The 26,315-nt window shown below is 66.1% G+C and carries 19 protein-coding genes; 13 read left to right on the top strand and 6 right to left on the bottom strand.

Going from position 1 to position 26,315, the window contains the following annotated elements:
- The first annotated feature begins 26 nt into the window (after positions 1-26).
- The 3 genes from GTP77_RS03340 (at position 27) to GTP77_RS03330 (ending at position 7,990) form a co-directional block, all read left to right on the top strand.
- Positions 27-2,051 (top strand): prolyl oligopeptidase family serine peptidase, encoded by a 2,025-nt coding sequence (locus GTP77_RS03340; protein WP_161070736.1) that lies wholly within the window; start codon positions 27-29, stop codon positions 2,049-2,051.
- 193 nt (positions 2,052-2,244) lie between these two features.
- Entirely contained in the window at positions 2,245-7,122 is a 4,878-nt protein-coding gene (locus tag GTP77_RS03335) for a HAMP domain-containing protein (RefSeq protein WP_161070735.1), read from the top strand.
- Positions 7,123-7,132: 10 nt separating this feature from the next.
- Positions 7,133-7,990 (top strand): CheR family methyltransferase, encoded by an 858-nt coding sequence (locus GTP77_RS03330; protein ID WP_161070734.1) that lies wholly within the window; start codon positions 7,133-7,135, stop codon positions 7,988-7,990.
- Here GTP77_RS03330 and GTP77_RS03325 read toward each other — a convergent pair.
- A complete protein-coding gene (locus tag GTP77_RS03325) occupies positions 7,987-8,748 on the bottom strand; it encodes a class I SAM-dependent methyltransferase (RefSeq protein WP_161070733.1) in 762 nt (253 codons plus the stop codon). The two genes, GTP77_RS03330 and GTP77_RS03325, sit on opposite strands and share 4 nt — an antisense overlap.
- A gap of 102 nt (positions 8,749-8,850) precedes the next feature.
- Here GTP77_RS03325 and GTP77_RS03320 point away from each other — a divergent pair, with 102 nt between their 5' ends.
- Complete coding sequence (locus GTP77_RS03320) at positions 8,851-9,651, top strand: helix-turn-helix transcriptional regulator (protein ID WP_161070732.1); 801 nt, start codon at positions 8,851-8,853, stop codon at positions 9,649-9,651.
- A gap of 55 nt (positions 9,652-9,706) precedes the next feature.
- A complete protein-coding gene (locus GTP77_RS03315) occupies positions 9,707-12,397 on the top strand; it encodes a M1 family metallopeptidase (protein ID WP_161070731.1) in 2,691 nt (896 codons plus the stop codon).
- 10 nt (positions 12,398-12,407) lie between these two features.
- Here GTP77_RS03315 and GTP77_RS03310 read toward each other — a convergent pair whose 3' ends face one another.
- From GTP77_RS03310 to GTP77_RS03300, 3 genes are read right to left on the bottom strand one after another with little or no spacing between them, the layout of a single operon-like run.
- Positions 12,408-13,202 (bottom strand): substrate-binding periplasmic protein, encoded by a 795-nt coding sequence (locus GTP77_RS03310; RefSeq protein WP_161070730.1) that lies wholly within the window; start codon positions 13,200-13,202, stop codon positions 12,408-12,410.
- A gap of 10 nt (positions 13,203-13,212) precedes the next feature.
- Positions 13,213-13,833, bottom strand: a complete 621-nt coding sequence (locus tag GTP77_RS03305) for a glutathione S-transferase family protein (RefSeq protein WP_161070729.1) — start codon at positions 13,831-13,833, stop codon at positions 13,213-13,215.
- 3 nt (positions 13,834-13,836) lie between these two features.
- Positions 13,837-14,544, bottom strand: coding sequence for a glutathione S-transferase family protein (locus GTP77_RS03300; RefSeq protein ID WP_161070728.1), 708 nt, complete (start codon positions 14,542-14,544; stop codon positions 13,837-13,839).
- A gap of 308 nt (positions 14,545-14,852) precedes the next feature.
- Here GTP77_RS03300 and GTP77_RS03295 point away from each other — a divergent pair, with 308 nt between their 5' ends.
- Together GTP77_RS03295 and GTP77_RS03290 are read left to right on the top strand one after the other, a co-directional pair.
- Complete coding sequence (locus GTP77_RS03295) at positions 14,853-16,817, top strand: methyl-accepting chemotaxis protein (RefSeq protein ID WP_161070727.1); 1,965 nt, start codon at positions 14,853-14,855, stop codon at positions 16,815-16,817.
- A 307-nt stretch (positions 16,818-17,124) separates the two neighbouring features.
- A complete protein-coding gene (locus GTP77_RS03290) occupies positions 17,125-17,772 on the top strand; it encodes a YceI family protein (RefSeq protein WP_371869314.1) in 648 nt (215 codons plus the stop codon).
- On the opposite strand, the gene GTP77_RS03285 is transcribed toward GTP77_RS03290, so the two are convergent.
- Complete coding sequence (locus GTP77_RS03285; protein ID WP_161070725.1) at positions 17,769-18,398, bottom strand: LysE family translocator; 630 nt, start codon at positions 18,396-18,398, stop codon at positions 17,769-17,771. The genes GTP77_RS03290 and GTP77_RS03285 overlap by 4 nt on opposite strands.
- Before the next feature lie 86 nt (positions 18,399-18,484).
- On the opposite strand from GTP77_RS03285, the gene GTP77_RS03280 reads away from it, so the two are divergent.
- The 4 genes from GTP77_RS03280 (at position 18,485) to GTP77_RS03265 (ending at position 24,404) form a co-directional block, all read left to right on the top strand.
- A complete protein-coding gene (locus GTP77_RS03280) occupies positions 18,485-21,454 on the top strand; it encodes a hybrid sensor histidine kinase/response regulator (RefSeq protein WP_229202054.1) in 2,970 nt (989 codons plus the stop codon).
- A gap of 92 nt (positions 21,455-21,546) precedes the next feature.
- The gene (locus tag GTP77_RS03275) at positions 21,547-22,611 is read left to right on the top strand and encodes a DNA topoisomerase IB (protein WP_161070724.1); all 1,065 of its coding nucleotides are present in this window, start codon (positions 21,547-21,549) and stop codon (positions 22,609-22,611) included.
- A gap of 107 nt (positions 22,612-22,718) precedes the next feature.
- Positions 22,719-23,345 (top strand): phosphohydrolase, encoded by a 627-nt coding sequence (locus tag GTP77_RS03270; protein WP_161070723.1) that lies wholly within the window; start codon positions 22,719-22,721, stop codon positions 23,343-23,345.
- A gap of 387 nt (positions 23,346-23,732) precedes the next feature.
- Entirely contained in the window at positions 23,733-24,404 is a 672-nt protein-coding gene (locus GTP77_RS03265; protein WP_229202053.1) for a response regulator, read from the top strand.
- 354 nt (positions 24,405-24,758) lie between these two features.
- Here the strand turns inward: GTP77_RS03265 and GTP77_RS03260 are convergent, their stop codons facing one another.
- A complete protein-coding gene (locus tag GTP77_RS03260) occupies positions 24,759-24,968 on the bottom strand; it encodes a hypothetical protein (RefSeq protein WP_161070722.1) in 210 nt (69 codons plus the stop codon).
- Positions 24,969-25,064: 96 nt separating this feature from the next.
- Here GTP77_RS03260 and GTP77_RS03255 point away from each other — a divergent pair, with 96 nt between their 5' ends.
- Together GTP77_RS03255 and GTP77_RS03250 are read left to right on the top strand one after the other, a co-directional pair.
- Positions 25,065-25,646 carry a chromate transporter gene (locus GTP77_RS03255; RefSeq protein ID WP_161070721.1) on the top strand — a complete coding sequence of 194 codons (582 nt, stop codon included), beginning with the start codon at positions 25,065-25,067 and terminating at the stop codon, positions 25,644-25,646.
- Complete coding sequence (locus GTP77_RS03250) at positions 25,643-26,227, top strand: chromate transporter (RefSeq protein ID WP_161070720.1); 585 nt, start codon at positions 25,643-25,645, stop codon at positions 26,225-26,227. The genes GTP77_RS03255 and GTP77_RS03250 overlap by 4 nt, the downstream gene beginning before the upstream one ends.
- Positions 26,228-26,315 lie beyond the last annotated feature (88 nt).

The following is a 26,315-nucleotide window of genomic DNA, read 5'->3' as shown; positions in this document are numbered from 1 at the left end:
AACCCACTGCCGCCTTGGAGACCCGCATGCCCGCAGAACTGAATATTGATCCCCACCTCTGGCTGGAAGACGTGGCCGGCGAGGCGCCGCTGGAATGGGTGCGGCGCCAGAATGCCGTGTCCGAGGCGGAGCTGGAAGCCACGCCGCACTACGCGGCGCTGCATGCGCGGCTCAAGACCATCCTCAATTCCCAGGACCGCATTCCCTACGTCAGCCTGCACGAAGGCTATTACTACAACTTCTGGCGCGACGCGGTCCACGTGCGCGGCATCTGGCGCCGCACCACGCCGGAACAGTTCCTGCTACCCGAACCGGCCTGGGACACCGTGCTCGACATTGACGCGCTGGCCGCCGCCGAGGACGAAAACTGGGTCTGGGCCGGCGCCAGTTTCCTGCACCGCAGCACGCGCTGCCTGCTGTCGCTGTCGCGCGGCGGCGGCGATGCCTGCGTGCTGCGCGAATTCGACGTGGGCACGCGCAGCTTTGTCGACGGCGGCTTCACCCTGCCCGAAGCCAAGTCCCGCGCCGCCTGGATAGACCGCGACACCCTGTTCATCGCCACCGACTTCGGCCCCGGCTCCATGACCAGCTCAGGCTACCCGCGCATCGTCAAGGAATGGCGGCGCGGCACGCCGCTGGAGCAGGCCGCCACCGTGTTCGAAGGCGAGCCGGACGACCTGGCCGTGGGCGCGGCCAAGGACTTCACGCCCGGCCACGAGTTCCAGCTGATCTGGCGATCCATGAGCTTCTACACCAACGAGCTCTACCTGCGCGACGGCGCCACGCTGACCAGGGTGGACAAGCCGGACGACGCCACCGCCTACACCGTGCGCGACCAGCTCATCATCGAGCTGCGCTCGGAATGGATGGTGGACGGCGTGCGCTATCCGCAAGGCGCGCTGCTGGCAGCCGACTTCCGCAGCCACCTGCTCGGCGAGCGCGCCTTCGCCGTGCTGTTCACGCCCACGCCCACCAGTTCGCTGGACGGCGTCAGCGCCACCCGCTCTGCCCTGCTGCTCAACGAACTGGACAATGTAAAGAACCGCATCACCGAGCTGCGCCACGTGGACGGCGCCTGGCAGCGCCGCACCGTGGACGCGCCCGCCTTCGGCACGCTGGACGCCAGCGCCCTGGACAGCATAGACAGCGACGACTACTTCCTCACCGTCACCGACTTCCTGACCCCGACCACGCTCTACCTGGCCCGCGCCGGCAGCGACGAGCGTGTGCGGCTGAAATCCCTGCCCGCCTTCTTCGACGCCGCCCCCTACCGCGTGCAGCAGTTGCACGCCACCTCGGCCGACGGCACCGCCGTACCCTATTTTGTCGTGTCCGGGCGGGACGCGGCGCCGGGCGCCGAGCGGCCCGCGCTGCTGTACGGCTACGGCGGCTTCGAAGTCTCGCTCAAGCCCTTCTACAGCGCCGTCACCGGCTCGGCCTGGCTGGAGCAAGGCGGCATCTACGTGCTGGCCAATATCCGGGGCGGCGGCGAATTCGGCCCGCGCTGGCACCAGGCCGCGCTGAAGGAACACCGGCAGCGCGCCTTCGACGACTTTATCGCCGTGGCCGAAGACCTGGCCGCGCGCGGCCTGAGCAGCCCGCGCCGCCTCGGCATCATGGGCGGCAGCAACGGCGGCCTGCTGGTGGGCGCCGTCATGGCGCAGCGGCCCGAGCTGTTCGGCGCCGTGGTCTGCCAGGTGCCGCTGCTGGACATGCGGCGCTACCACCAACTGCTGGCCGGCGCCTCCTGGATGGGCGAATACGGCGACCCGGACGACCCGGCGCAGTGGGCCTACATCGAGCGCTACTCGCCCTACCAGAACGTGCGCGCCGCCGGGCGCTACCCGCGCGTGCTGCTCACCACATCCACCCGCGACGACCGCGTCCACCCCGGCCACGCCCGCAAAATGGCGGCGCTGATGCAGGACCAGGGCCACGACGTGCTGTACTGGGAAAACACCGAAGGCGGCCACGCCGGCGCCGCCAACAACGCGCAGCAGGCGCAGATGTGGGCGCTGACCTACGCCTTCCTGCTGAAGCAACTGGGCTGAGCCGCCCTGTCCGCACAATCGTGCGCGCCGGAAACTAAAAAAGTTCTAAATTAGAAATTAGTTTCCCGCGATACTGTTGCCAAATTAATATTTGGCATACTTTTCGCTTTTGGCAACATTTACTTGACTCCGCTAGTCAGCGGAGTATCTTTTACGTCCATCGTCCGCCACCTTTTGCCGAGGATTTATCCTGATGAACAACATGACCGAATTTGCCGAGGATCTCGACAGCAAGCTGCTGCTGCAGATCCTGATGGCGCTGAAGAAAGGCGATTTCTCGGTGCGCATGCCGTCCGACTGGACCGGCATGCCGGGCAAGATCGCCGACACCCTGAACGAGATCATCGAGACCAAGGAAAAAATGGTCAAAGTGGTCACCGACGTGAGCCGCGTGGTGGGCCGCGAAGGCCGCTTGACGCAGCGCGCCTCCGTGCCCAACGTGGCCGGCGGCTGGCAGACCATCATCAGCTCGGTCAACACCCTGATCGACGATCTGGTGCGCCCGACCACGGAAATGGCGCGGGTGATCGGCGCCGTGGCGAAAGGCGACCTGTCGCAAACCATGGCGCTGGAAGTGGACGGCCACCCGCTCAAGGGCCAGTACCTGCGCGCGGCCACCACCGCCAACACCATGGTGGAGCAGCTCTCCTCCTTCTCCTCCGAAGTGACGCGCGTGGCGCGCGAGGTGGGCACCGAGGGCAAGCTGGGCGGCCAGGCGCAAGTGAAAGGCGTGGCCGGCACCTGGAAGGACTTGACCGACTCGGTAAACTCCATGGCGGGTAACCTGACGTCGCAGGTGCGCAACATCGCCGAGGTGACCACCGCCGTGGCCAACGGCGACTTGTCCAAAAAGATCACGGTGGACGTGCGCGGCGAGATCCTGCAGCTGAAGGACACCATCAACGTGATGGTGGACCAGCTGCGCTCCTTCGCGTCCGAAGTGACGCGCGTGGCGCGCGAGGTGGGCACCGAGGGCAAGCTGGGCGGCCAGGCCTATGTGCCGGGCGTGGGCGGCACGTGGAAGGACTTGACCGACAACGTGAACTTCATGGCGTCCAACCTCACGGGCCAGGTGCGCAACATCGCGGCGGTGACCACCGCCGTGGCAAACGGCGACTTGTCCAAGAAGATCACGGTGGACGTGAAAGGCGAGATTCTTGAACTGAAAAACACCATCAACGTGATGGTGGACCAATTGTCCTCCTTCGCCTCCGAGGTGACGCGGGTGGCGCGGGAGGTGGGTACCGAGGGCAAGCTGGGCGGCCAGGCGCAGGTGAAGGGCGTGGCCGGCACGTGGAAGGACTTGACCGACTCGGTGAACTCCATGGCCGGCAACCTGACCGGCCAGGTGCGTAACATCGCGGACGTGACCACCGCCGTTGCCAACGGCGACTTGTCCAAGAAGATCACGGTGGACGTGAAGGGCGAGATTCTCGAGCTGAAAAACACCATCAACGTGATGGTGGACCAATTGAACTCCTTCGCATCCGAAGTGACGCGCGTGGCGCGCGAGGTGGGTACGGAGGGCAAGCTGGGCGGCCAGGCCAACGTGCCCGGCGTGGCCGGCACGTGGAAGGACTTGACCGACGGCGTGAACTCCATGGCGGGCAACCTGACCGGCCAGGTGCGCAATATCGCGGAGGTGACCACCGCCGTGGCCAACGGCGACCTGTCCAAAAAGATCACGGTGGACGTGAAGGGCGAAATTCTTGAACTGAAAAACACCATCAACGTGATGGTGGACCAATTGTCTTCCTTCGCCTCCGAGGTGACGCGGGTGGCGCGCGAAGTGGGCACCGAGGGCAAGCTGGGCGGCCAGGCCTATGTGCCCGGCGTGGGCGGCACGTGGAAGGACTTGACCGACAACGTGAACTTCATGGCGTCCAACCTGACGGGCCAGGTGCGCAACATCGCGGCGGTGACCACCGCCGTGGCGCGCGGCGACTTGTCCAAGAAGATCACCGTGGACGTGAAGGGCGAGATCCTGGAACTGAAGGACACCATCAACGTGATGGTGGACCAATTGTCCTCCTTCGCATCGGAAGTGACGCGCGTGGCGCGCGAGGTGGGTACCGAGGGCAAGCTGGGCGGCCAGGCCAATGTGTCCGGCGTGGCCGGCACGTGGAAGGACTTGACCGAGAACGTAAACCAGCTGGCCGCCAACCTGACCAACCAGGTGCGCGCGATTGCCGAGGTGGCGACCGCCGTGACGCGGGGCGACTTGTCCCGTTCCATCCAGGTGGAGGCGCGCGGCGAGGTGTCCTACCTGAAGGACAACATCAATGAAATGATCCGCAATCTGAAGGAAACCACGCAGAAGAACGCGCAGCAGGACTGGCTGAAGACCAACCTGGCGCGCTTCACCCGCTTGCTGCAAGGCCAGCGCGACTTGCAGGCCGTGACCAAGCTGATCCTGTCCGAGCTGGCGCCGCTGGTGTCCGCCCACCACGGCGTATTCTACATGATGGACTCGCTCGACACGGACGCCCGCCTGCGCATGATCGCCAGCTACGGCTACCGCTCCAGCCGCAAGCTGCCCACCTCCTTCCTGCCGGGCGAAGGCCTGGTGGGCCAGTGCGCGCTGGAGAAAGTCCGCATCTGGCTGACCGACGTGCCGCGCGACTACATCGTGGTCAGCTCCGGCCTGGGCGCCGCGCCGCCGACCAATATCGTGGTGCTGCCTATCCTGTTCGAGCAGCAGGTGAAGGCGGTGATTGAAATCGCCTCGCTGGACCGCTTCACCGAAACCCACTTGTCCTTCCTGGACCAGCTGATGGAATCCATCGGCGTGGTGCTCAACACCATCGAGGCCAACAGCCGCACCGAGTCGCTGCTGACGCAGTCGCAGTCGCTGGCGCAGGAACTGCAGCAGACCAACCAGGAGCTGGCCGAAAAAGCCCGCCTGCTGTCCGAGCAGAACATCGAGGTGGAGCGCAAAAACCGCGAGGTGGAGCAGGCCAAGCTGGCACTGGAGGAGAAAGCCACGCAGCTGGCGCTGTCGTCCAAATACAAATCCGAGTTCCTGGCCAATATGTCGCACGAGCTGCGCACGCCTTTGAACTCGCTGCTGATCCTGGCGCAGCAACTGGGCGACAACCCGGAGGGCAACCTGTCCGGCAAGCAGGTGGAGTTCGCGAAAACCATCCACGGCTCCGGCTCCGACCTGCTTACGCTGATCAACGACATTCTCGACCTGTCCAAGATCGAGTCCGGCACGGTGACGCTGGACGTGTCCGAATACCGCTTCGCCAACCTGCGCAACTACGTGGACCGCACCTTCCGCCACATGGCCGAAGCCAAGCACCTGGGCTTCTCGGTGGAACTGTCGGAGAACCTGCCGACCGCCGTGATGACGGACACCACGCGCCTGCAGCAGGTGCTGAAAAACCTGCTGTCGAACGCCTTCAAGTTCACCAACCACGGCCAGGTGTCGCTGGTGATCGGCCTGGTCACCAGCGGCTGGACCAGCGACCACCCCAACCTGCTGCATGCGGACGGCGTGCTGGCCTTCGCTGTCAGCGACACCGGCGTGGGCATCGCCGCCGACAAGCTGCAGCTGATCTTCGAAGCCTTCCAGCAGGCCGACGGCTCCACCGCACGCAAATACGGCGGCACCGGCCTGGGGCTGTCGATCTCGCGCGAGCTGGCGCGCCTGCTGGGCGGCGAGATCCGCGTGGAATCGGTGGTCGGCAGCGGCTCCACCTTCACGCTGTTCCTGCCCTACAACCGCGCCGGCTTCGTCAACTACGACCTGTCGCGCCAGCCGCCCACCCGGGCGCCGGCGCAGCCGCCGAAAATCATGTACGCGCCGCCGCCGCTGGCGGTCGAAGCGCTGGCCGAGCCGGAACCCGACCTGGCCATCTACAGCTCCTTCGACGACCGCACCCTGGTGGCGCCGGGCGACCCGTCAGTGCTCATCATCGAGGACGACGAGCGCTTCGCCAAGGTGGTGCTGGACTACGCGCGCGAAAAGAACTTCAAGGGCATCGTCACCCACCAGGGGGACTCGGCCCTGTCGCTGGCGCGCGACTACCTGCCGTCGGCCATCCTGCTGGACCTGGACCTGCCCGACATCGACGGCTTCACCGTGCTGGACCGCCTGAAGCGCGACCCGAGCACGCGCCACATCCCGGTGCACGTGATGTCCAGCCTGCGCGAGCGCGAACGCGCGCTGCGCCAGGGCGCCATTTCCTACCTGAACAAGCCGGTCAGCAAGGAAACGCTGACCGAGGAATTCAGCCGCATCCAGAAGTTCCTGCTGGGCGGTAAGCGCAGCCTGCTGGTGGTGGACGACGAGCAGCACCAGCGCGACGCCATCGTCAGCCTGATCGGCGACGCCGACCTGCGCATCGTGGCGGTGGACTCCGGCGAGAAGGCGCTCCAGGCGCTGCGCGACCACCACTTCGACTGCATGGTGCTGGACCTGACGCTGCCCGACATCAGCGGCTTCGACCTGCTCAACATCATCGGCAAGGACGCCACGCTGCGCGACCTGCCCATCGTCATCAACACGGCCAAGGACCTGGACCGCAAGGAAGTGGCGCGGCTCAAGCGCTACGCCAAGACCATCGTCATCAAGGACGCGCGCTCGCCCGAGCGCCTGCTGGACGAGACGGCGCTGTTCCTGCACCGCTCGCAGGCCAGCCTGCCGGAGCTGCAACGCCGCATGCTGGAGGAAATCCACGCGGCCGACAGCGGCCTGGCCGGGCGCAAAGTGCTGATCGTCGACGATGACTTGCGCAACATCTTCGCCTTGTCCTCGCTGCTGGAGCGCCAGCAGATGCAAGTCTCCTTTGCAGAGAACGGGCGCGACGGCATCGAGGTGCTGGAGCGCGACCCGACCATCGAGATCGTCCTGATGGACATCATGATGCCGGAGATGGACGGCTACGACACCATGCGCGCCATCCGCCGCATACCGAAGTTCAAGTCGCTGCCCATCATCACGCTGACCGCCAAGGCCATGAAGGGCGACCGCGACAAATGCATCGCCGCCGGCGCCTCCGACTACATCACCAAGCCGGTGGACGTGGCGCAGCTGCTGTCGCTGATGCGCGTCTGGCTGCACTGATGGAGCGCCCATGGGCAATGTGACCCCGATGCGGCACGAGGCGGCGCCGGAAGTGGAGGAGCTGGAACTGGACCTGCTGGCCGAGGCCCTGTTCCAGCGCTACGGCTACGACTTCCGGGGCCACGAGCGCACCGCGCTGCGGCGCAAGCTGCGCGCCTTGCTGCAGCAGCGCAGCCTGCGCACGCTGTCCGCCCTGCAGGGCCAGGTGCTGCACGATCCGCGCGCCGCCAGCGCCGTGCTGCGCGCGCTGCACGTGCCCTCCGCAACCATGTTCGACGATGCGGAAGAAGCCCGCCTGCTGCGGCAGGCTTCCACGGCCTGCCTGAGCGGCGCCGCGCTGCCCAAGGTCTGGCTGGCCGACTGCGCCGGCGCCGAACAGGCCTGGACGCTGGCCGTGCTGCTGGCCGAACAGGGCCTGCTGGCGCGCACCGAGCTGCACTGCACCGTCGCCAGCGACGAACTGCTGGCCGAAGCCCAGGACCACACTATTCCGCTGGAACGCCTGGCCGAATACCAGGCCAGCTACGACCGCGCCGGCGCCGCCATCGGCAGCACGCGGCTTGCCGACTACTTCCACATCACCGGCCAGCGAGCGGTGCTGCTGCCGCAGCTGCGCAGCCGCATCAGCTGGGCGCAGTACAACCTGGTGACGGACGCCTCCTTCAACGAATTCAACCTCATCGTGTGCCGCCGCGCCCTGCCCGATTTCGGCCCGCTGCTGCGCCAGCGCGTGCTGCAGCTGTTCCACGCCAGCCTGGCGCCCTTCGGCTTACTGGCCCTGGACCGCCAGTTCGACGAAAACGAAGCGCTGGCCGCCTTCTACCGCCCCCTGCTCCCCATGCAGCCCTTGTACAAGCGCGTGGCCTAACCCGCGCAAACCGCGTCGAACATGGCGGCGTCGATGTCGAATGAATAATCGTCCCGCAAGCTGAAATAGGCGCGCGCCTCGTCCGGCGCCGAATCGAACAGGCTGCGGATCGCCTGCACGCGCAGCTCCGGCGTGCGCATGCGCGCCACCCACTCGCCGAACTGCATCGTCAGTTTCCACTGGCTCGACAACTGGTGCTCAAAGCCCGCATTTTTCAGCTTGGCGCCCCATTCGCACACCCGGTAGTCGCGCACATGGGAGCCGTCGCGCAGCAGCTCGACCGCCTGCAGGGTGGTGTCGAACAGCGCCTCCTTCGGCGCCGTGATATCGATGGCCACGAAGCGCCCGCCCGCGCGCAGCACGCGCCGCACCTCGTGCAGGGCGGCCTGCACGTCCGGCCAGTGGTGGGCCGAGTAGCGCGTCACCACCAGGTCGAAACTGGCGTCGGCAAAAGGCAGCCTGCCCACGTCGCCCTGGCGGATGCTGATGTTCCGCAGGCCGCGTTCGCGGCTGGCGCCGGCCACCACCTCCAGCATCTGCGCCGACAAATCGTAGGCCACGACCGACTGCGCGGCAGGCGCCACGGCGAAGCTGGCGTGGCCCGCGCCGCAGCCCAGGTCCAATACGCGCGGGGACTGCATGCCCTGCGCAATGGCGTGCAGCGCCGCCAGATCCGCTCCCTGCGCGTGGACACTGCTGCTCAGATAGCTGCTGGCGGTATTGCCGAACTGCTGGGCGACATAGCTTTGCTGCTTCATTTATTTCTCCTGGTTTGGGCAAGTTGTTGCAGAATAGGCTGGGTTTTATCCTGTAACAAGACCACAATTTATCCTGGTATAAATCATTCCATGCTAGCGACAATGAACAACGAACTGGGCGAGTTCATCCGCCGCCACCGCGAACGCATCAGCCCGCAAAGCGCCGGCCTGCCCGGTGGCGGGCGGCGCCGCACACCCGGCTTGCGGCGCGAGGAACTGGCCCAGCTGTGCGGAATCAGCCCGACCTGGCTGACCTGGCTCGAGCAGGGCCGGCAGGTGTCCGCGTCCGCCGGCATGCTGGCGCGGCTGGCCGATGTGCTGCACCTGAGCGGCGCGGAACGGACCTATCTGTTCAGCCTTGCCGAGCGCCTGGACCCGCAGCGCGAAGCGCACGAGCACGGCGGCGGCACGCCCGGCGAGCTGGACGCCATCGTGCAGGCCATACAGGCGCCGGCCTATGTGCTGGATCAGCAATGGGACGCCGTGGCCTGGAATGCGGACGCGGCGGCCTTGTTCGCAGGCTGGCTGGACGGCGGCGCGGACCCGCACGGCCGGACACCGAATCTGCTGCGCTTCATGTTCAGCCACCCCGCCGCGCGCAGCCTCATCGTCGATTGGCCCCACCGCGCACAGCGCCTGGTCGCGGAATTTCGCGCCGATACCAGCAAGCACGCCAGCCAGGAGCCGCTGGCCTCGCTGATTGCAGAACTGGCGCGCGGCAGCGGCGAGTTCCGTCAACTGTGGCCCCTGCAGGACGTGCTGGGACGCGAAGGCGGCGAACGCCGCTTCCAGCATCCCGCGCGGGGAGCCCTGGCCTTTCAGCAGGTGACGCTGCAATTGGCCAAGCGCCATGACCTGAAGCTGACCATGCTGCTGCCCCTGGCTGCCGCAGCCGTCCATTGACCGCGCTGGCCATTACAGCTACATTGCTTCATCAACAAAAACCTTGGAGCATTGCATGCAGCGCAGCCTGATTTCCGCAGCCATCCTGTCCCTGACCGCCCTCGCCGCCGCGCCGGCGCAGGCCGCGCAAGCCGCCAAAGCCAAACCGGCAAAGGCCGCCAAAGCCGCCGCTGCGGAAAGCCTGGCCACCACCCAGCTGCCGCGCAATGTCCGCCCCACCCACTACGCCATCTCGCTGACGCCGGACGCGCAAGCGGCCACCTTCAGCGCCCGCGTGGTGATCGCCATCGAGGTGCTGGAACCCAGCGCCGTCATCACCCTGCACGCGCTGGACCTGGCGCTGGCCAGCGCCAGCATCGCCTCCGGCCCCGGCCAGCAGGTGCAGCAGGCCAGCAAGATCGCCCTCAACGCGGACAAGCACACCGCCAGCCTGAGCTTCGCCCAGCCGCTGGCCAAGGGCAGCTACCAGCTGGCCATCGACTACAGCGGCAAGATAGGCAACCAGGCCGCCGGACTGTTCTCGCTCGACTACGACACGCCGTCCGGCAAGAAGCGGGCGCTCTACACCCAGTTCGAAGCGGCCGACGCGCGCCGCATGGTCCCATCGTGGGACGAGCCGGCTTTCCGCGCCACCTTCGCGCTGGAGGCCACCGTGCCGGCGGACCAGATGGCCGTCTCCAACATGCCCATCGTCAGCAGCACCGCGCTGGACGGCGGCCGCAAGCTGGTGCGCTTCGCCACCACGCCGCGCATGTCCACCTATCTGCTGTTCTTCGGCCAGGGCGACTTCGAGCGCGCCACCGCCACCGAAGGCGGCACCGAACTGGGCGTGATCACCGTCAAGGGCCGCCTGCCCCAGGCGCAGTTCGTGCTGGACTCGTCCAAGGCCGTGCTGCGCGAGTACAACGACTACTTCGGCCTGCCCTACCCGCTGCCCAAGCTGGACAACCTGGCCGCGCCGGGCCGCAGCCAGTTCTTTGGCGCCATGGAAAACTGGGGCGCCATCATGAGCTTCGAGTCCACCATACTGCTCGATCCGGCCATCTCCACCCAGGCCGACAAGCAGGAAGCCTTCAGTACCGCCGCGCACGAAACCGCGCACCAATGGTTCGGCAACCTGGTCACCATGCGCTGGTGGGACGACCTGTGGCTCAACGAAGGCTTTGCCACCTGGATGGCGGGCCGCACCACGGCGCTGCTGCATCCGGAATGGCAAACCTCGCTGAACCGCGTGGCAGGCCGCAACAGCGCCATCGAACGCGACGCGCTGGCCACCACCCACCCGGTGGTGCAGCGGGTGGCCACCGTGGAAGAGGCGCACGCCGCCTTCGACGAGATCACCTACGCCAAGGGCGGCGCCGTCATCAACATGCTGGAAAACTATGTGGGCGAGGAAGCCTGGCGCGAAGGCGTGCGCGGCTACATCAAGGCCAACGCCTACGGCAACGCCGTGTCGGACCAGCTCTGGCAGCACATCGAGCGCGCCGCGAAAAAGCCGGTGAAGGCCATCGCGCACGACTTCACGCTGCAGCCCGGCGTGCCGCTGATTAAAGTGTCCGACTACAGCTGCCAGGGCGGCCAGACCCGCGTCACGCTCACGCAAGGCGAATACAGCAAGGACCATCCGAACAAGAAGCCGCTGTCCTGGCGCGTGCCAGTGCTGGCGCAGACTGTGGGCGCGCAGGACGTGAGCCGCGTCCTGGTCACCGGCGGCAAAGCCTCGCTCACGCTGCCGGGCTGCGGGGCGGTGCTGGTGAACGCCGGCCAAGCCGGCTACTACCGCACCGTGTACGCGCCCAAGGCCTACGCCGCGCTGGCGGCCAGCTTCGGCAAGCTGGCGCCGCTGGACCAGCTGGGACTGATGACCGAAAGCTGGGCGCTGGGCATGGCCGGCAAGCAGCCCGCCTCGGACGCCCTGAGCCTGGCGCGCGCCACGCCGGTGGACGCCGCGCCGCAAGTGTGGGGCCGCATCGCGCGCATCTTCGACGACCTGCGCGTTTATACCCGCGACAATGAAGCCACCCGCGCCAAGCTGTCGTCCTTCGCCATCTCCCGCCTGGCGCCGGTGCTGGCACGCGTAGGCTGGGATGCCCGCAGCGGCGAGGACGCCCCCACCGCCATCCTGCGCGAACAGCTGATCTATTCGCTGGGCGCGCTGGGCGACGACGACGTGCTGGTGGAAGCGCGCCGCCGCTACGACGCCTCGCTGGCCGGCGACGCCAAGGCGCTGCCGCCCGAACTGCGCCGCGTGGTGCTGGGCGTGGTGGCCCGCAACGCGGACGCCCGCGTGTGGGAGCAGCTGCACGCGGCCGCCAAGGCCGAACAGTCCTCCTTGGTCAAGGCGGAGCTGTACGGCCTGCTGGGCGAAAGCGCCGATCCAGCGCTGGCGCAGCGCGCGCTGGACCTGGCACTGAGCGGCGAGCCGGACGCCACCATCGGCTCCGGCATCATCGCCGCCGTATCGCGCGAGCACACCGAGCGCGCCTTCGATTTCGCCATGGCCAACCTGCCCAAGGTGAACACGCTGGTGGAAAGCAGCTCGCGCGCGGGCTACTTCCCCGCCCTGGCCAGCGGCGCGCTCAACACCGCCATGGCGGACAAGCTGAAAGCCTACGCCGAAGCCAACCTGCCGGCCACGGCGCGCAGCCAGACCAACACGGCCATCTCGCGCATCCAGTACCGCGCCACCGTGATCCGCGACCGCATGCCGGAAATCGACGCCTGGCTGGACCGCCAGGCGCTGTAAGCGCCAGGTCTCAGGGCGGCATGCCGCCGTCCTCGTAGGCCTTGAACAGCGCGGCCAGTGCGCCGCGCTCGCGCAGTGCGGCGAGCGCGCGCACCAGCGTGGCCGCCGTCTGCGGCTTGTAGCGCTTGTTGGAATAGTGGAGCAGCAGTTCGCCTTTGCGCAGCACCAGTTCCGGCCCGAGCTTCTGGCGCGGCACGCCCAGCCGCCGCATGGTGTACAGGAAGGACGGGCGCACGCCCAGCATCGCGTCGTAGCGGCCTTCCAGCAGCATGCGCACGGTCTGTTCGTAGGTGACCGTTTCATAGCGCGCCACCGCCGGGTCGGACTGCAGCGCCATATCGTACTCGGCGCCCCGGATATGTCCCACGCGCTTGCCGCGCAGCTCCTCCGCGCTGCCATAGCGGCTGCCCGCCAGGCCCATCACCACCACATCGACGTGGCCGATCACGCCGAGGCTGTGCGCATGCTCGCGCAGCTGGGCATTGGGGAAACTGAACAAGAGGTCCGCATCGCCGGCCACCATCATAGCAACGGCGCGCGGATACGGCACGACCTGCACGTCCATCGCCAGGCCGCTTTCGGCCGCCAGCAGCTTCTGGAAATCGACGATCATGCCTGCCGGCCGGCCCGAGGCATCCAGCAAACCGAATGGGACCAGGCTGAAGGCCACCACCTTGAGCGGCGCCGGCGGCTTGGACGGCTGGCCCATCGCGGCGGATACGCCCGCAGCCAGGCCGGCTGCGGCGCCGGCCCGCAGCACAAGCCGCCGGCCGGCGAACTTGCGTGACGGGCGCGCGCCGCTCATGGCCGGAAGGTCAGCCCGCCGCCGCGCTGGGACGTTCGGCCATGCGGTCGCGCCAGGCCTGCAGGTGCTCCATGCCTTCCTGGCCGGGACGGAACTTCATCAGCCCGCGCGCGAACTCCATGGCGCAGAAGGCCGTAATGTCGGCGATGGTGAAACGCTGCCCCGCCACGAAAGGCTGCGCCGCCAGCGTCTGGTCCAGCCAGCGCGCCCACTCGCGCATTTTCTCGCCCTGCGCCGCGCCGTAGTCAGGGAACTGCGGCTGCTCCAGCGCCGCCAGGCCGGGATGCGTATGCCGCACGCAGTTGGCGATGCCCGCAAACACATGCAGCTCGATGCGGCGGTCCGCCATCTCGATAAAGGCGCGCTCCTCGAAGCCCTCGCCCATCAGGTTGGGTTCCGGATAAACGCCCTCAAGATAGGAACAGATGGCGCGCGTCTCGCACAGCACGCGGCCGTCGTCCAGTTCCAGCGCGGGCACGCGGCCAAAGGGGTTCTTGGCCAGGAAGGCCGGATCGCGGTTCTCCAGCTTGCCCAGGTCTATCAGCTGCGTGTCCAGCGTGATGCCTTTCTCGGCCATGAACATCGCCACCCGGCGGGGATTGGGCGCGCGCGCGCTCGTGTACAGTTTCATGCTCTAGACGCCTTTCTCGCGTGATTGTCCGGTCTCGAGCATTTTGCGCGCTTCGGCCGCAAATTGCTCGGCTTTTTCCGGGCTGGAGGCGCGGTCCAGCCGCGACGGCGGCAGCTGTATGCCGCGCCGCACCGCCGGCCGCTCGCCCACCAGCGCCAGCCAGCGCTGCAAATGTGGCAAACCGTCCACATCCACCCCGGACCAGCTATGCGTGCGCACCCAGGCCCAGTTCGCGATGTCGGCAATGGAGTAGTCGCCGGCCAGGTATTCATGCCGCGCCAGGTGGCCGTCCAGCACGCGGAACAGGCGCTTGCTCTCGCCCTGGTAGCGGTCGATGGCGGCCTGGATTTTTTCGGGGAAGTAGCGGAAGAACACATTGGCCTGGCCCATCATCGGCCCCACGCCGCCCATCTGGAACATCAGCCATTGCAGCACCTGCGAGCGGCCCTTGGGGTCGGACGGCATCAGGCGCCCGGTTTTCTCGGCCAGGTAAATCAGGATGGCGCCGGACTCGAACACGGCGAAATCGCCCGCCTCGCGGTCGACAATGGCCGGGATGCGGCCGTTTGGATTCAGGGCCAGGAACCACGGCTCCTTCTGCACATTGGCGGCCAGGTCCAGCGCGTGCAGTGTGTAGGGCAGCGCCAGTTCCTCCAGCGCGATGGAAATCTTGTGGCCGTTCGGTGTTGCTGCCGTGTACAGGTCTATCATCGGACACCCTTTTTTGGTTGCAGTGTCCGCCAGTGTAGGCGAAACTGCCTTGTCCCGTACAAAACGCCCACAAGGCGGGTAGCGAAAGAAATCGGCAGGCAAAAAAAGACCGGCGATCTTTGGAGGGAGCCGGTCAAAACGCTTTTTAGAGCGCGGGGATATCGTGCCGCATCTAAGGGATATGGCAACCTGGCGCACGGAGGAGACCGCGCGCTACAGGTGCTACTTTGCCAGCATTGATGAAGACAAGGCTTAGGACTTCATTAAATTCGACAAGTACAAAAGTGACAATTCAGACTGGGCCAAACATGAGAGACAGCAAATTCGATCCCCGCCTGTGGGGCGTGGGCGCCAAAATTACCGCCTTCACCTTTGCGCTGGTCAGCGCCATCATCGGCATCCTGATCCTGCTGATCAGCAGCGCCACCACCAATCTGCTGGAAGAAAACAGCACCCACAGCGTGCGCCAGGAACTGCAAGGCGTGACCGACATGGTGGACATCTTCAACACCACGCTCAAGGCGCAGACGGCGGGCTACGCCGGCATGCTGGCGGCCTCCTTCGACGGCAAGTTCACGCTCGACGAAAGCGCCACCACCGACGTGGCCGGCAAACCCGCGCCCACGCTGAAGAACGGCGAGCAGGTCCTCAATATGGACTTCAGCGTGCCGGACAAATTCCAGCGCAACAGCGGCAGCGTGGCCACGATCTTCGCCGCCACCGGCGAGGATTTCATCCGCATATCCACTTCGCTGAAAAAGGAAAACGGCGAACGCGCCATCGGCACCCTGCTCGACCGCGCCCACCCCGGCTACGCCAAGCTGCGCGCCGGCGACAACTACACCGGCCTGGCCACGCTGTTCGGCAAGCAGTACATGACGCGCTATGACCCCATCCGCAACGCGGGCGGCAAGGTGATCGGCATCCTGTTCGTCGGGGTCGACGTCAGCGCCTCGCTGCGCGCGCTCAAGGACAAGATCAAGTCCATCAAGGTGGGCCAGACCGGCTACTTCTACGTGCTCGACTCCACGCCCGGCAAGGCGGCCGGCACGCTGGTTGTGCACCCGGCCAAGGAAGGCGCCAACATCATCGACAGCAAGGACGCCGGCGGCCGCGAATTCATCAAGGAGATCATCGAGAAGAAGCAGGGACTGATACGCTACCCCTGGCTGAATCCGGGCGAAAGCTCGGCGCGCGAAAAAGTGGTGGTCTACACCGCCTTCCCGGACTGGAACTGGGTGATCGCCGGCGGCGCCTACGCCGAGGAAATCACCATGGACGCGGTACGCCTGCGCAACCGCTACGTCATGTTCGGCTTTGTCGCGCTGGCCGCCTTCGCCGTGGCGCTGATGCTGTTGGTGCGCAACTACGTCACGCGGCCGCTGGTGGAAGCCGAAGGCGCGGCCGAGCGCATCGCCGAGGGCGACCTCACGGTCACGCTGCACACCACCAGCAAGGACGAAATCGGCAAACTGTGCGGCGCCATGAACGGCATCAGCGGCAAGCTGTCCGGCGTGGTGGGCCAGGTGCGCGCGGGCGCCGAACATATCGCCACGGCCACCAGCGAGATCGCCACCGGCAACCAGGACCTGTGCCAGCGCACCGAGCAGCAAGCCTCCAACCTGGAGGAAACCGCCGCCGCCATGGAGCAGCTCACCGCCACCGTGCGCCAGAACGCGGAGAACGCGCTGGAGGCCAACCGCCTGGCCGTGGCCGCGTCCGACACGGCCGCGCGCGGCGGGCAGGTGGTGTCGCAAGTGGTGGAGACCATGGGCACGATCAACCAGTCCTCGCGCAAGATTGTGGACATTATCAGCGTCATCGACGGCATCGCCTTCCAGACCAATATCCTGGCGCTGAACGCCGCCGTGGAGGCCGCGCGCGCGGGCGAGCAAGGGCGCGGCTTCGCCGTGGTGGCTAGCGAAGTGCGCAACCTGGCGCAGCGCTCGGCCGGCGCGGCCAAGGAAATCAAGGAGCTGATCAACGCCTCGGTCGAACAGGTGGAGGCAGGCAGCAAGCTGGTGCAGCAGGCCGGTTCCACCATGGACGAAGTGGTGTCCAGCGTGGCCCATGTGACCGGCATCATGACCGAGATTTCAGCGGCCAGCCAGGAGCAGAACGCCGGCATCGCCCAGGTCAACACCGCCATCACCCGCATGGACGAGGTAACGCAGCAGAACGCCGCCCTGGTGGAGCAAGCCGCCGCAGCGGCCGCCTCGCTGCAGGAGGAAGCGGCCTCGCTGGCGCAGGTGGTGCGCGTCTTCCAGCTCTAAAGGGGCAAAAAAAACCCGCAATGTTTTGCATTGCGGGCCAAGGGATTCAAATCGGGAGAGATTTGAGAGCGGAACCATCATCGCACAGCGTCGTGACAGGCGCATGACATTGCCCTGCTATTCGGTGGTATGGTTTGCGTTCAGGTCTCATGCACAGAATATGACAAACTTACCCCTGCAAAACTCTCGAAAAGTAACAATCGCAAAAAAGCCACTGCCGCGCGCCACACTGGGCGCGGTCCTGCTTCCCGCACTGCTGTGTGCCTGCGCGCCGGCGCCGCTAGGAACACCGCCGGCTCCGGCATCGGTGGCAGCTTCCGCGCCTGCATCCGCAGCCCCAGCCGCCCCGGCCGCAGCCCGGCCCCGCACACCTGCTCCTGCCTCCGCCGCGCCCGCCGCCGCCCGGCAACTGCTGCGCATCGACCCGCAAAACTCCCTGATCGCCGTCACCGTGCGGCGCGGCGGCCTGCTGGCGCGGATGGGGCACGACCACGTGGTGGCCAGCCGCAGCATCGAGGGCCAGGCCGTGGCCCCGGCAGGCGGCCAGCCCGGCCACACCGACTTCCGTTTCCGCCTGGACCAGCTGACCGTGGATGAAAGCGCCCTGCGCGCCGAAGCCGGCATGACCAGCGTGCCGGCGGCGGACGCCATCGCCGGGACCCGCAACAATATGCTCAACAAGGTGCTGGAGGCGGAAAAATACCCCTACGTGCAGGTGAACGCGGTCAGCACGCCGGAAGGCCCTTTGCAGGCCGCCATCACGCTGCACGGCGTTACCCGCCGCTACGCCATCCCCGCCGTGCTGACGCCGCGCGCCAACGGCATCAGCGCCGCCGGCACGCTCAGGCTCAAGCAGACCGACTTCGGCATCCAGCCTTATTCCGTGCTGGGCGGCGCGCTGGCCGTGCAGGACGAGCTGGAGCTGCGCTTCCGCATCGAGGCGGTGGCGAATTAACGGGCAACGATGAGGCGGATGCCCAGGCCGATAAAGATGGTGCCCGCGATGCGGTCCATCCACAGCCCCGCGCGCGGGCTGCGGTTCAGCCACTTGCCGATGGCGCCCGAGAAATAGCCCAGCAGGCCGAACAGCACGCAGGCCTGCAAGGTGAACAGCAGGCCCAGCTGGGCAGTCTGCCAGCTCACGGGGCCGTTGCCCGGCACCACGAACTGCGGCAAAAAGGACAGGAAAAACAGCACCACTTTCGGATTGATACTGTTGGCAAAAAGCCCCTTGCCGAACAGGCGCAGCAGGGACTCGTCCGGCAGGCCGCCGCCCTCCACGCGCGCGCCGCCCGGACTGCGCAACGCGCCCCAGCCCAGCCAGATCAGATACACGCCGCCCGCCACTTTCAGGGCGGTGAACGCCAGCGGCGAGGCGGCGATCAGCGCGCTCACGCCCAGCGTGGCCAGCAGCGTATGGCTCAGGCAGCCCAGCGCGCAGCCCAGCCCGAACACGATGCCCTTGGCGCGTCCGCGCGACATGCCCATGCCCAGCACCATTAAATTGTCCGGGCCGGGCGACACAGTTATCACCACCGCAGCGGCCAGAAAGGCAACGATTTGTTCCGGAGAGATCAGCAAGATAGGGGTTTCCCTGAATAGTCGATTAAAATGAGGCAAGATTTCCGCCATTCTACTATCCCAGCGCGATGCCCTTGGCAAACAACATGAGTACAGCCAGCAAGATATTCAGTCGCCTCGCCGCGATGTTCCCTTGCCTTGCCGCTTGTCTGCTCATCCTTGTGCTCGCCTCGCCCGCCCATGCCCAGGCCACGGCCGACACCCGCCTCGGACAGGCCGTGCTGACCAGCCCGCAATCGCAGGACCTGATGCGCAGCGCCCGCCTCTACCAGGCCGGGGCTGAGACCTTCCCCGCCAGCGCGGCCGGCCTGCCCGCCTTGATCGCCACGCTCAAGCCCGCCAGCGAAGTGGACCTGCTGGGCGGCGGCTACTGGCTGCACGCCAGCCTGCGCAACGACAGCCGCCAGACCGCCTGGGTCATCGACCCCAACGACACCCTGATCGACGCCGTGGAAACCCGCATCTACGGCCCCGACGGCGCCGTGCAGCGCCTGCTGTCCGGCTACCGCGCCCCGCACGAATACCTGCTGCACTACGGCAAAGACATCGAACTGCAGCCCGGCGAAAGCTACGAAGTGCTGATACGCTTCAGCAGCCCCTATTACGCCCGCACGCCGGTGTTCGCCGTCACGCCGCGCCCGGCCTACCTGCAGCTGGTGGCGCGCGAAAACTTCCTTATCATCGGCTCCATCGGCGCCCTGCTCGCGCTGGGCGTGTTCAACTTCTTCATCTACAGCTACACGCGCGAACGCGCGCCGCTGTACTACTCGCTCTACGTGCTGTGCTACGCGGCCGGCTGGGGCCTGACCTTCCACCTGCCCGCCGACCTGTTCGGCTGGCACAATCTGCACATCCACTACATCCCCTTCTTCCTGCTGCCGGTGCTGAGCACGCTGTTCTACCGCACCTTTTTGCAGCTGCGCGACAAGTCGCCGGTGCTGTACAAGCTCAGCACCATCAACCTCGTGCTGCCGCTGGCCCTGCTGCCCAGCTGCTTTATCGCGCTGAGCTGGGCGCACACGCTGGCCACCGTCGCCATCATGGTGTGGATGACGCTGGCCCTGGCCAGCGGCGTCATCGTCTGGAAAAACGGCTACCAGCCGGCGCGCTTCTTCGTGCTCGGTTTTATTGCGCTGATGCTGCCCGGCCTGCTGATCCTGCCCGCCAATATCGGCCTGATCCCGGCCGCCGTGGAAAACGCGCAGCTGTTCACGCTGCTCGGCGGCACGCTGGACGGCGTGCTGCTGGCCTTCGCCCTGGCCGACCAGATCCGCCTGCTGCGCAACCACCTTGAGCAGCGCGTGAACGAACGCACCGCCGAGCTGACCGAAGCCAAGGAGCACGCCGAGATCGTCAGCCGCCACCGCATCGACTTCCTGTCCGCCATGAGCCACGACATCCGCACCCCGCTGGCGGGCGTGATCGGCATGCTCAAGTTCGCGCTGCGCGACCAGACCGTGCAGGGCCGCACCGAGGAATACCTGCGCATCGGCCTGCAAAACAGCGAAGCGCTGCTGGCCATCCTCAACGACATCCTGGACTTCTCCAAGATCGACGCTGGCAAGCTGTCGATCGAAACCATCAGCGTGGACCTGCGCACCCTGATCGACGAAGCCATCGGCATCCTGCAGGCGCAGGCCGACGCCAAGAGCCTGCTGCTGCGGCGCGAACTGGCGCTGGACCTGCCGCGCTACGTGCTGGGCGACCCCACCCGCATCCGCCAGATCCTGCTCAACCTGCTCGGCAACGCCATCAAATTCACCGACCGCGGCGAAGTGCGCCTGGAGGCGGCCGCCGGCAAGGACAAGCGCGGCGTCACCATGCTGCAGTTCAGCATCAGCGACACCGGCCCCGGCATCAGCGAAACCACGATGGAGCGCCTATTCCAGAAATTCGAGCAGGCCGACATGTCCACCACGCGCCGCTACGGCGGCACCGGCCTGGGCCTGGCCATCTGCAAGGAGCTGGTGGAGCTGATGGGCGGCGAGATCGGCGTGGCCAGCCAGCCCGGCGTGGGCTCCAGCTTCTACTTCACGCTGCCGCTGACGCTAGGCACGCCGCCCGAAGCCAGCGTGCCGGCCGCGCCGCGCGAACAGCGCCACGCCTACCGCCTGCGCATCCTGTGCGCCGAAGACGTGCGCACCAACCAGATCATCATCAGCACCCTGCTCGAAGCCATGGGCCACGAAGTGGTGCTGGTGGAAAACGGCATCGAATCGCTGGAAGCGCTCAGCAGCGCCGACTACGACCTGGTGCTGATGGACGGCCGCATGCCCAGCATGGACGGCGAGCAGGCCGCGCGCCTGATACGGCGCGGCGGCACGGAAGACTACCGCGTGCGCGACACCTGTGTGCCCATCATCGCGCTGACCGCCAACGCCAGCGACCACGACCGCGCGCGCTACCTGGCCGTGGGCATGGACGGCTTCCTCAGCAAGCCGGTAGACGAGCGGCTGCTGTACGACCAGATTGAAAAAACCATCGCCCAGCTGATTGTGCGCGGCCGCGAACTGCCGCCCTGCGGCCCGCCGCCGGCAGCCGAACCGGAGGAAGAAGACTGGCACTCCGGCTACACGCTGGCGTCGCCCGGCCCCGCCCCTTCCGTCCGCCCGGCCACTCCCAGCGAGGCCGAGCTGGCGGCCCAGTTCGGCGTGGAGCCGCCCGCCTGCGCAGACAGCGGCGAGGCCGGCGCCGAAGCGCAAGGCAAGATCAGCATCATGCCGCTGGCCGGGCTGTCGCCCAAGCACATGCAGCGCATCACGCAAGCCTTCCTGGAAGAGGCCCCACGGCGCCTGGAAGTGGCGCGCAAGGCCGCGCTGGGCGGCAAAAGCCACGCCGCCTCGGCCGCCTTCCACGCGCTCAAGGGCAGCGCGGGCTACCTCAGCGACACCGGCCTGCACAGCCTCTGCCACGACCTGGAAAAGCTGTCCGCCGCTGGCGAGCTGCAGCTGGTGGTCGACTCCCTGCCCGAAGTCGCCGCCGCCCTCGACCAGGCCTGCGCCGACCTGCGCGCCTACAGCCGCCACGCCACCGAAGCCAGCCTGAGCGCCAACTAAGCGGCTGGCCATGCACTGGCCTATGTGCGGCAGGGAACGGAATAGCGGGCCGAACTGCCCTACCATCGCGTCATCCTCAAGGAAAGACAGCGATGAAACGCGACCCGCCAGCAGCAGCCGAACCAGCACCCGTTCCCGGCGCGCCCGCCACCGCCAGGGCGGCAGGGCTGCGCTATGTGAGCGGAGACCAGCCCGGCATCAGCCGCAAGCGCAGCAGCAAAGGCTTCCGCTACGTGGACGCCGGCGGCAAGCCGGTGCGCGACCCGGACACGCTGGCGCGGATACGCGCGCTGGCCATCCCGCCAGCCTGGGAGCAAGTCTGGATCTGCCCGCACGCCAACGGCCACCTGCAAGCCACCGGCCGCGACGCGCGCGGCCGCAAGCAATACCGCTACCACGCCCGCTGGCGCAGCGTGCGCGACGAGGTCAAATACGAACGCATGCTCGCCTTCGGCCAGGCCCTGCCCGCCATCCGCGCGGCCGTGGACGCAGCGCTCAGCCTGCCGGGACTGCCGCGTGAAAAAGTGCTGGCCACGGTCGTGCACCTGCTGCAAGTGACGAAAATGCGGATTGGCAACGAGGAATACGCGCGCGACAACCAGTCCTTCGGCCTGACCACGTTGCGCAACCGCCATGTGCGCATCGACGGCAGCGCAATCGCCTTCCAGTTCCGGGGCAAAAGCGGCATCATGCACAAGGTCACGGTCAGCGACCGCCGCCTGGCCCGCATCATCCAGCGCGCCCGCGAGCTGCCGGGCCAGGAGCTGTTCCAGTACCTCGGCGACGACGGCGCCACCCACAGCATAGACTCGGCCGACGTCAACGACTACCTGCGCGCCATCAGCGGCGAAGACTATACCGCCAAGGACTTCCGCACCTGGCACGGCACCGTCCTGACCGCCCTTGCGCTGACCCAGTTCGAGAAATTCGACAGCGAAACGCAAGCCAAAAAGAACATCGTGCGCGCCATCGAAACGGTGGCGCAGCAGCTCGGCAACACCCCCAGCATCTGCCGCAAGTGCTACATCCACCCCGCCGTCCTCGCCGCCTACCTGGACGGCGCCGAACTGGGCACGGTCCCGTCCCCGGCAGCATCCGCCCTCGCCCCCGAAGAAGCCGCCGTCCTCGCCCTGCTCCAGCCTCGCTTGCCCCACTGAAAAATGGGGTCAGGGTTAATTTAATATTGCCCAAAAGCATATCAATTTCCTTATTCAGCGTAGTCGGATTACAATGCGGCCTTGAAGCAAAGAACAAGGATATGCGGATGAGCCGCGCCGACCACACAGCCCGCGCCTGGGTCCGTATGCCATCAGGCAAGAGGCTGGACCTGCTCGACCCCACCCCCTTCGATTGGGACGATGGCGACCTGGCCTTGGGCCTGGCGCGCACCTACCGCTGGGGCGGGCATTCGGCCTGGCCCCTGCCGCTGTCGGTGGCGCAGCACTCGCTGACGGTGATGCAACTGCGGCGCAGCTGGGCCGGCGCGCTCAGCCCGGTGCTGGAATTGCGCGAACTGCTGCACGACGCCGAAGAAGGCCTGCTGGGCTTCGACTGCATCTCGGTGCTCAAGCCCTTTCTGGGCGACAGCTTCCGCGAGCTGAGCCAGCGGCTGGAACGGGCGGTCTTCCTGCGCTACGGCGTGCCGGCCTGGACGCCGGGCCAGCACCGCGTCCACAAGAAAGCCGACCGCCTGGCAGCGGCCAGCGAGGCGGTGCATGTGGTGGGCTGGTCGCGCGAGGAAGTGCGCAGCACGCTCAAGATACGCGCCGCCGTGCTCGACACGGACCCGCTGCACGCAGTCTACGGTGGCGCGCCGTGGGAGCCCTGGCCGCCCGCCCTGGCATGCGAGCGCTTCATGGCGGAACTGGAGCGATTGAAAGCCAGGCTGTAAAAACCACAAGCCAGCCTTTTTCTCAGCTTAAGCGCGTAAAGAGCCGTTTTTAAAGCGCTTTTTCACCTTATCCACACCAACTGTGGATAACGGTGTGGAAAAGTGCCCCTTGACAAGCCGCAAAGCCAGCAACGGTGCGGCTTTCAATAAAATGCCAATTTGGCAGGCAGTTTTTTAAACTCAACAAAATCAACGACTTACAAAGGCACCTGAACCCGACACGCGCCGCTTTTTTGCCAGTTGAAAAAATATTTTCCGCATGCCCGTACCGGTCTCTTGAGCCCGCTTGGCCGCGTCCGATAGAATCCTTTGACAAAAATGCAGGCGAGGAATAGTGTTGACGGAAGCAGATGCACTAACAGATTTTTTACCCCACGGGATTTGTGCATGGACGTGAAAGAAGATACCAGCGCTGACTGGATGATAGAAGAAGATGTGCCTGCCAATGCGGACCAGGCCGGCCCCGCACCCGCTCTTGCGCCTTGGCGCGTCCTGATAGTAGACGACGACGTGGATGTGCACGTTGTCACAAAATTCTCCCTCAGCAATGCCTGCTTCCAGGGCCGCCGCCTGAGCTTCCTGCACGCCTACAGCGGCGACGAAGCGCTGCACATCCTGCGCACCACGCCGGACGTCGCGCTGGTGCTGCTGGACGTCATTATGGAAACCAGCGAAGCCGGCCTCAAGGTGGCGCGCCAGATCCGCGACGACCTGCACAACCACCTGGTGCGCATCGTGCTGCGCACCGGCCAGCCCGGCCAGGCGCTGGAACACAGCATCATCCTCGACTACGATATCAACGACTTCTGGTGCAAGAGCGACCTGACCACGCGCAAGCTGTTCACCACCGTGATCTCCTCGCTGCGCGGCTACGCCGGCCTGGTGGAAGCGGACCGCCACCTGGCCGAAGTACAGTCCAAGCTCGACAACAGCGTGCGCTTCGTGCTGGACGAACAGGGGCGCATTGTGGAACTGAGCGCCAAGGCCGCCGCGCTGCTGGGTGGAACCGAAGAATCCCTGCGGGGCCGCAAGCTGGCCGCCAGCGCCAATCCGGACTGACAGAAACCACTGTATAATCATACAGTAGCCATCTCCCCCTGAACTCCCTGCAACGTGCCGCCACCATGCGCTAAGTGGCGGATTCTCAAGCGCTTTTTCCGATATCCACAGCGAATGTGGATATCTTTGTGGATAAGGGCCACTTGACAGCCCATACAGCCCGTATCTATGGGCTTTTCTACAAACTGCCCGTTCAAAAGGCAGATTTTATCTCCTTATAAATCAAGCACTTGGAAGTGGATAGCTAGCGCTGCCAAAATTTATTTGCGCATTTTCTTATTATCATTTTTTGTGCATAAGTGCGCCCGGCGCGGCAATTCTGCGGCACCGGGGAAAAATGGAGGAAATTAGGGCTTAATGGGAGAATTTTCGGCGCAGATCCGGGTGCAGCAGCACACGTTCGATCACGTCGGGGCCGACGTTGTTGGACTTGAGATACTCTATCGCGCACAAGGTGCTGAAACAGCGTTGCACTGCAATGCCCTTGTCGACGATCGCGCTGGAGCGCTCATCCGAGCGCTGCTGAGGCGGGGCCAGTTCTGCAAACTGGGCTGGAAGTGTCATTGCATCCATCATCATCCTTCACAGGTCGGGCGGGCCGGCAAAGCCCGGTGAAAGGAGTATCGAACAATAAATCCCAAAGTCAAGGATAATGGCAGGATGATATCCAGCAACGACATCCCTCCAGATCGCCCCCGCCCAGCCTCGCTGACCGACCTGTTTCTGTCCTTCACTTTTCTCGCCCTGCAAGGCTTCGGCGGCGTGCTGGCCGTGGTCCAGCGCGAGATGGTCGAGCGCAAGCGCTGGCTGACGCAGGAGGAATTTCTGGAAGAATGGGCGGTGGCGCAGGTGATGCCCGGCCCCAATGTGGTCAACCTGTCGCTGGTGATAGGCGCGCGCTATTTCGGCCTGCGCGGCGCCATGGCGGCCCTCGCCGGCATGCTGACGCTGCCGCTGCTGGTGGTGGTCATGCTGGCCGTGCTGCACGCCCACTTCGCGGACCATCCCGGCGTGCAGGGCGCGCTGCGCGGCATGGCGGCCGTGTCCGCCGGCATGATCGCGGCAACCGGCCTCAAGCTGCTCACAACGCTGCGCAAGCATCCCTTGCCGCTGTCCTGGAGCGTACCGGCCGCCGTGCTCGCCGTGGCCCTGGTGGCCTTCCTGCGCGTTCCGCTGGCCTATGTGCTGCTGGGCATAGGCGGGCTGTGCTGCGTGCTCACCTACCGCAGGCTGAAAACATGAATCCACCCATCCATATCGTGCTGAGCCTGAGCGACTGGATCAGCCTGTTCGGCCATTACATGCTGCTGTCGCTGATGTCGATAGGCGGCGCCATTTCCACCACGGCCGAGATGCACCGCTACCTGGTCGAGCAGCACCACTGGCTCACGCCGGCGCAATTCAACGACGCGGTGGCCATAGCGCAGGCCGCGCCGGGGCCGAATGTACTGTTTGTGGCGCTGATGGGATGGAATGTGGGCCTGAACGCGGGCAGCTGGTTCGCCGCCGTGATGGGCGTGGTGGTGACCATGAGCGGCATCATGCTGCCGAGCACCACGCTGACCTATCTGGCCTCGCAATGGCTGCACCGCAACCGCGAACGGCGCGGCGTGCGGGCGTTCAAGCAAGGGATGGCGCCGGTGGTGGTGGGCTTGCTTGTGTCCACCGGCATCATTCTCGCCACCGCCAATGCGCAGACGGCCAAGGACTGGCCGCTGTGGGCGCTGGCGGCAGCCGCGGGCCTGGTGATCTGGCGCACGCGGCTGCATTTGCTGTGGCTGCTGGCGGCAGGCGCCGCCCTGGGGTGGTTTCAGCTGGTATAGCGGCGCTTTGGCGGGTTACGCGGCTCCGCCGCTAACCCGCCCTACGCAGTTGCACGACAAGCCCCGTACACGATGTGCCCCGTAACAC

Source organism: Pseudoduganella aquatica (genome assembly GCF_009857595.1).
Lineage (GTDB): Bacteria > Pseudomonadota > Gammaproteobacteria > Burkholderiales > Burkholderiaceae_D > Rugamonas > Rugamonas aquatica_A.
This window is presented reverse-complemented; position numbering and strand designations above follow the sequence as displayed.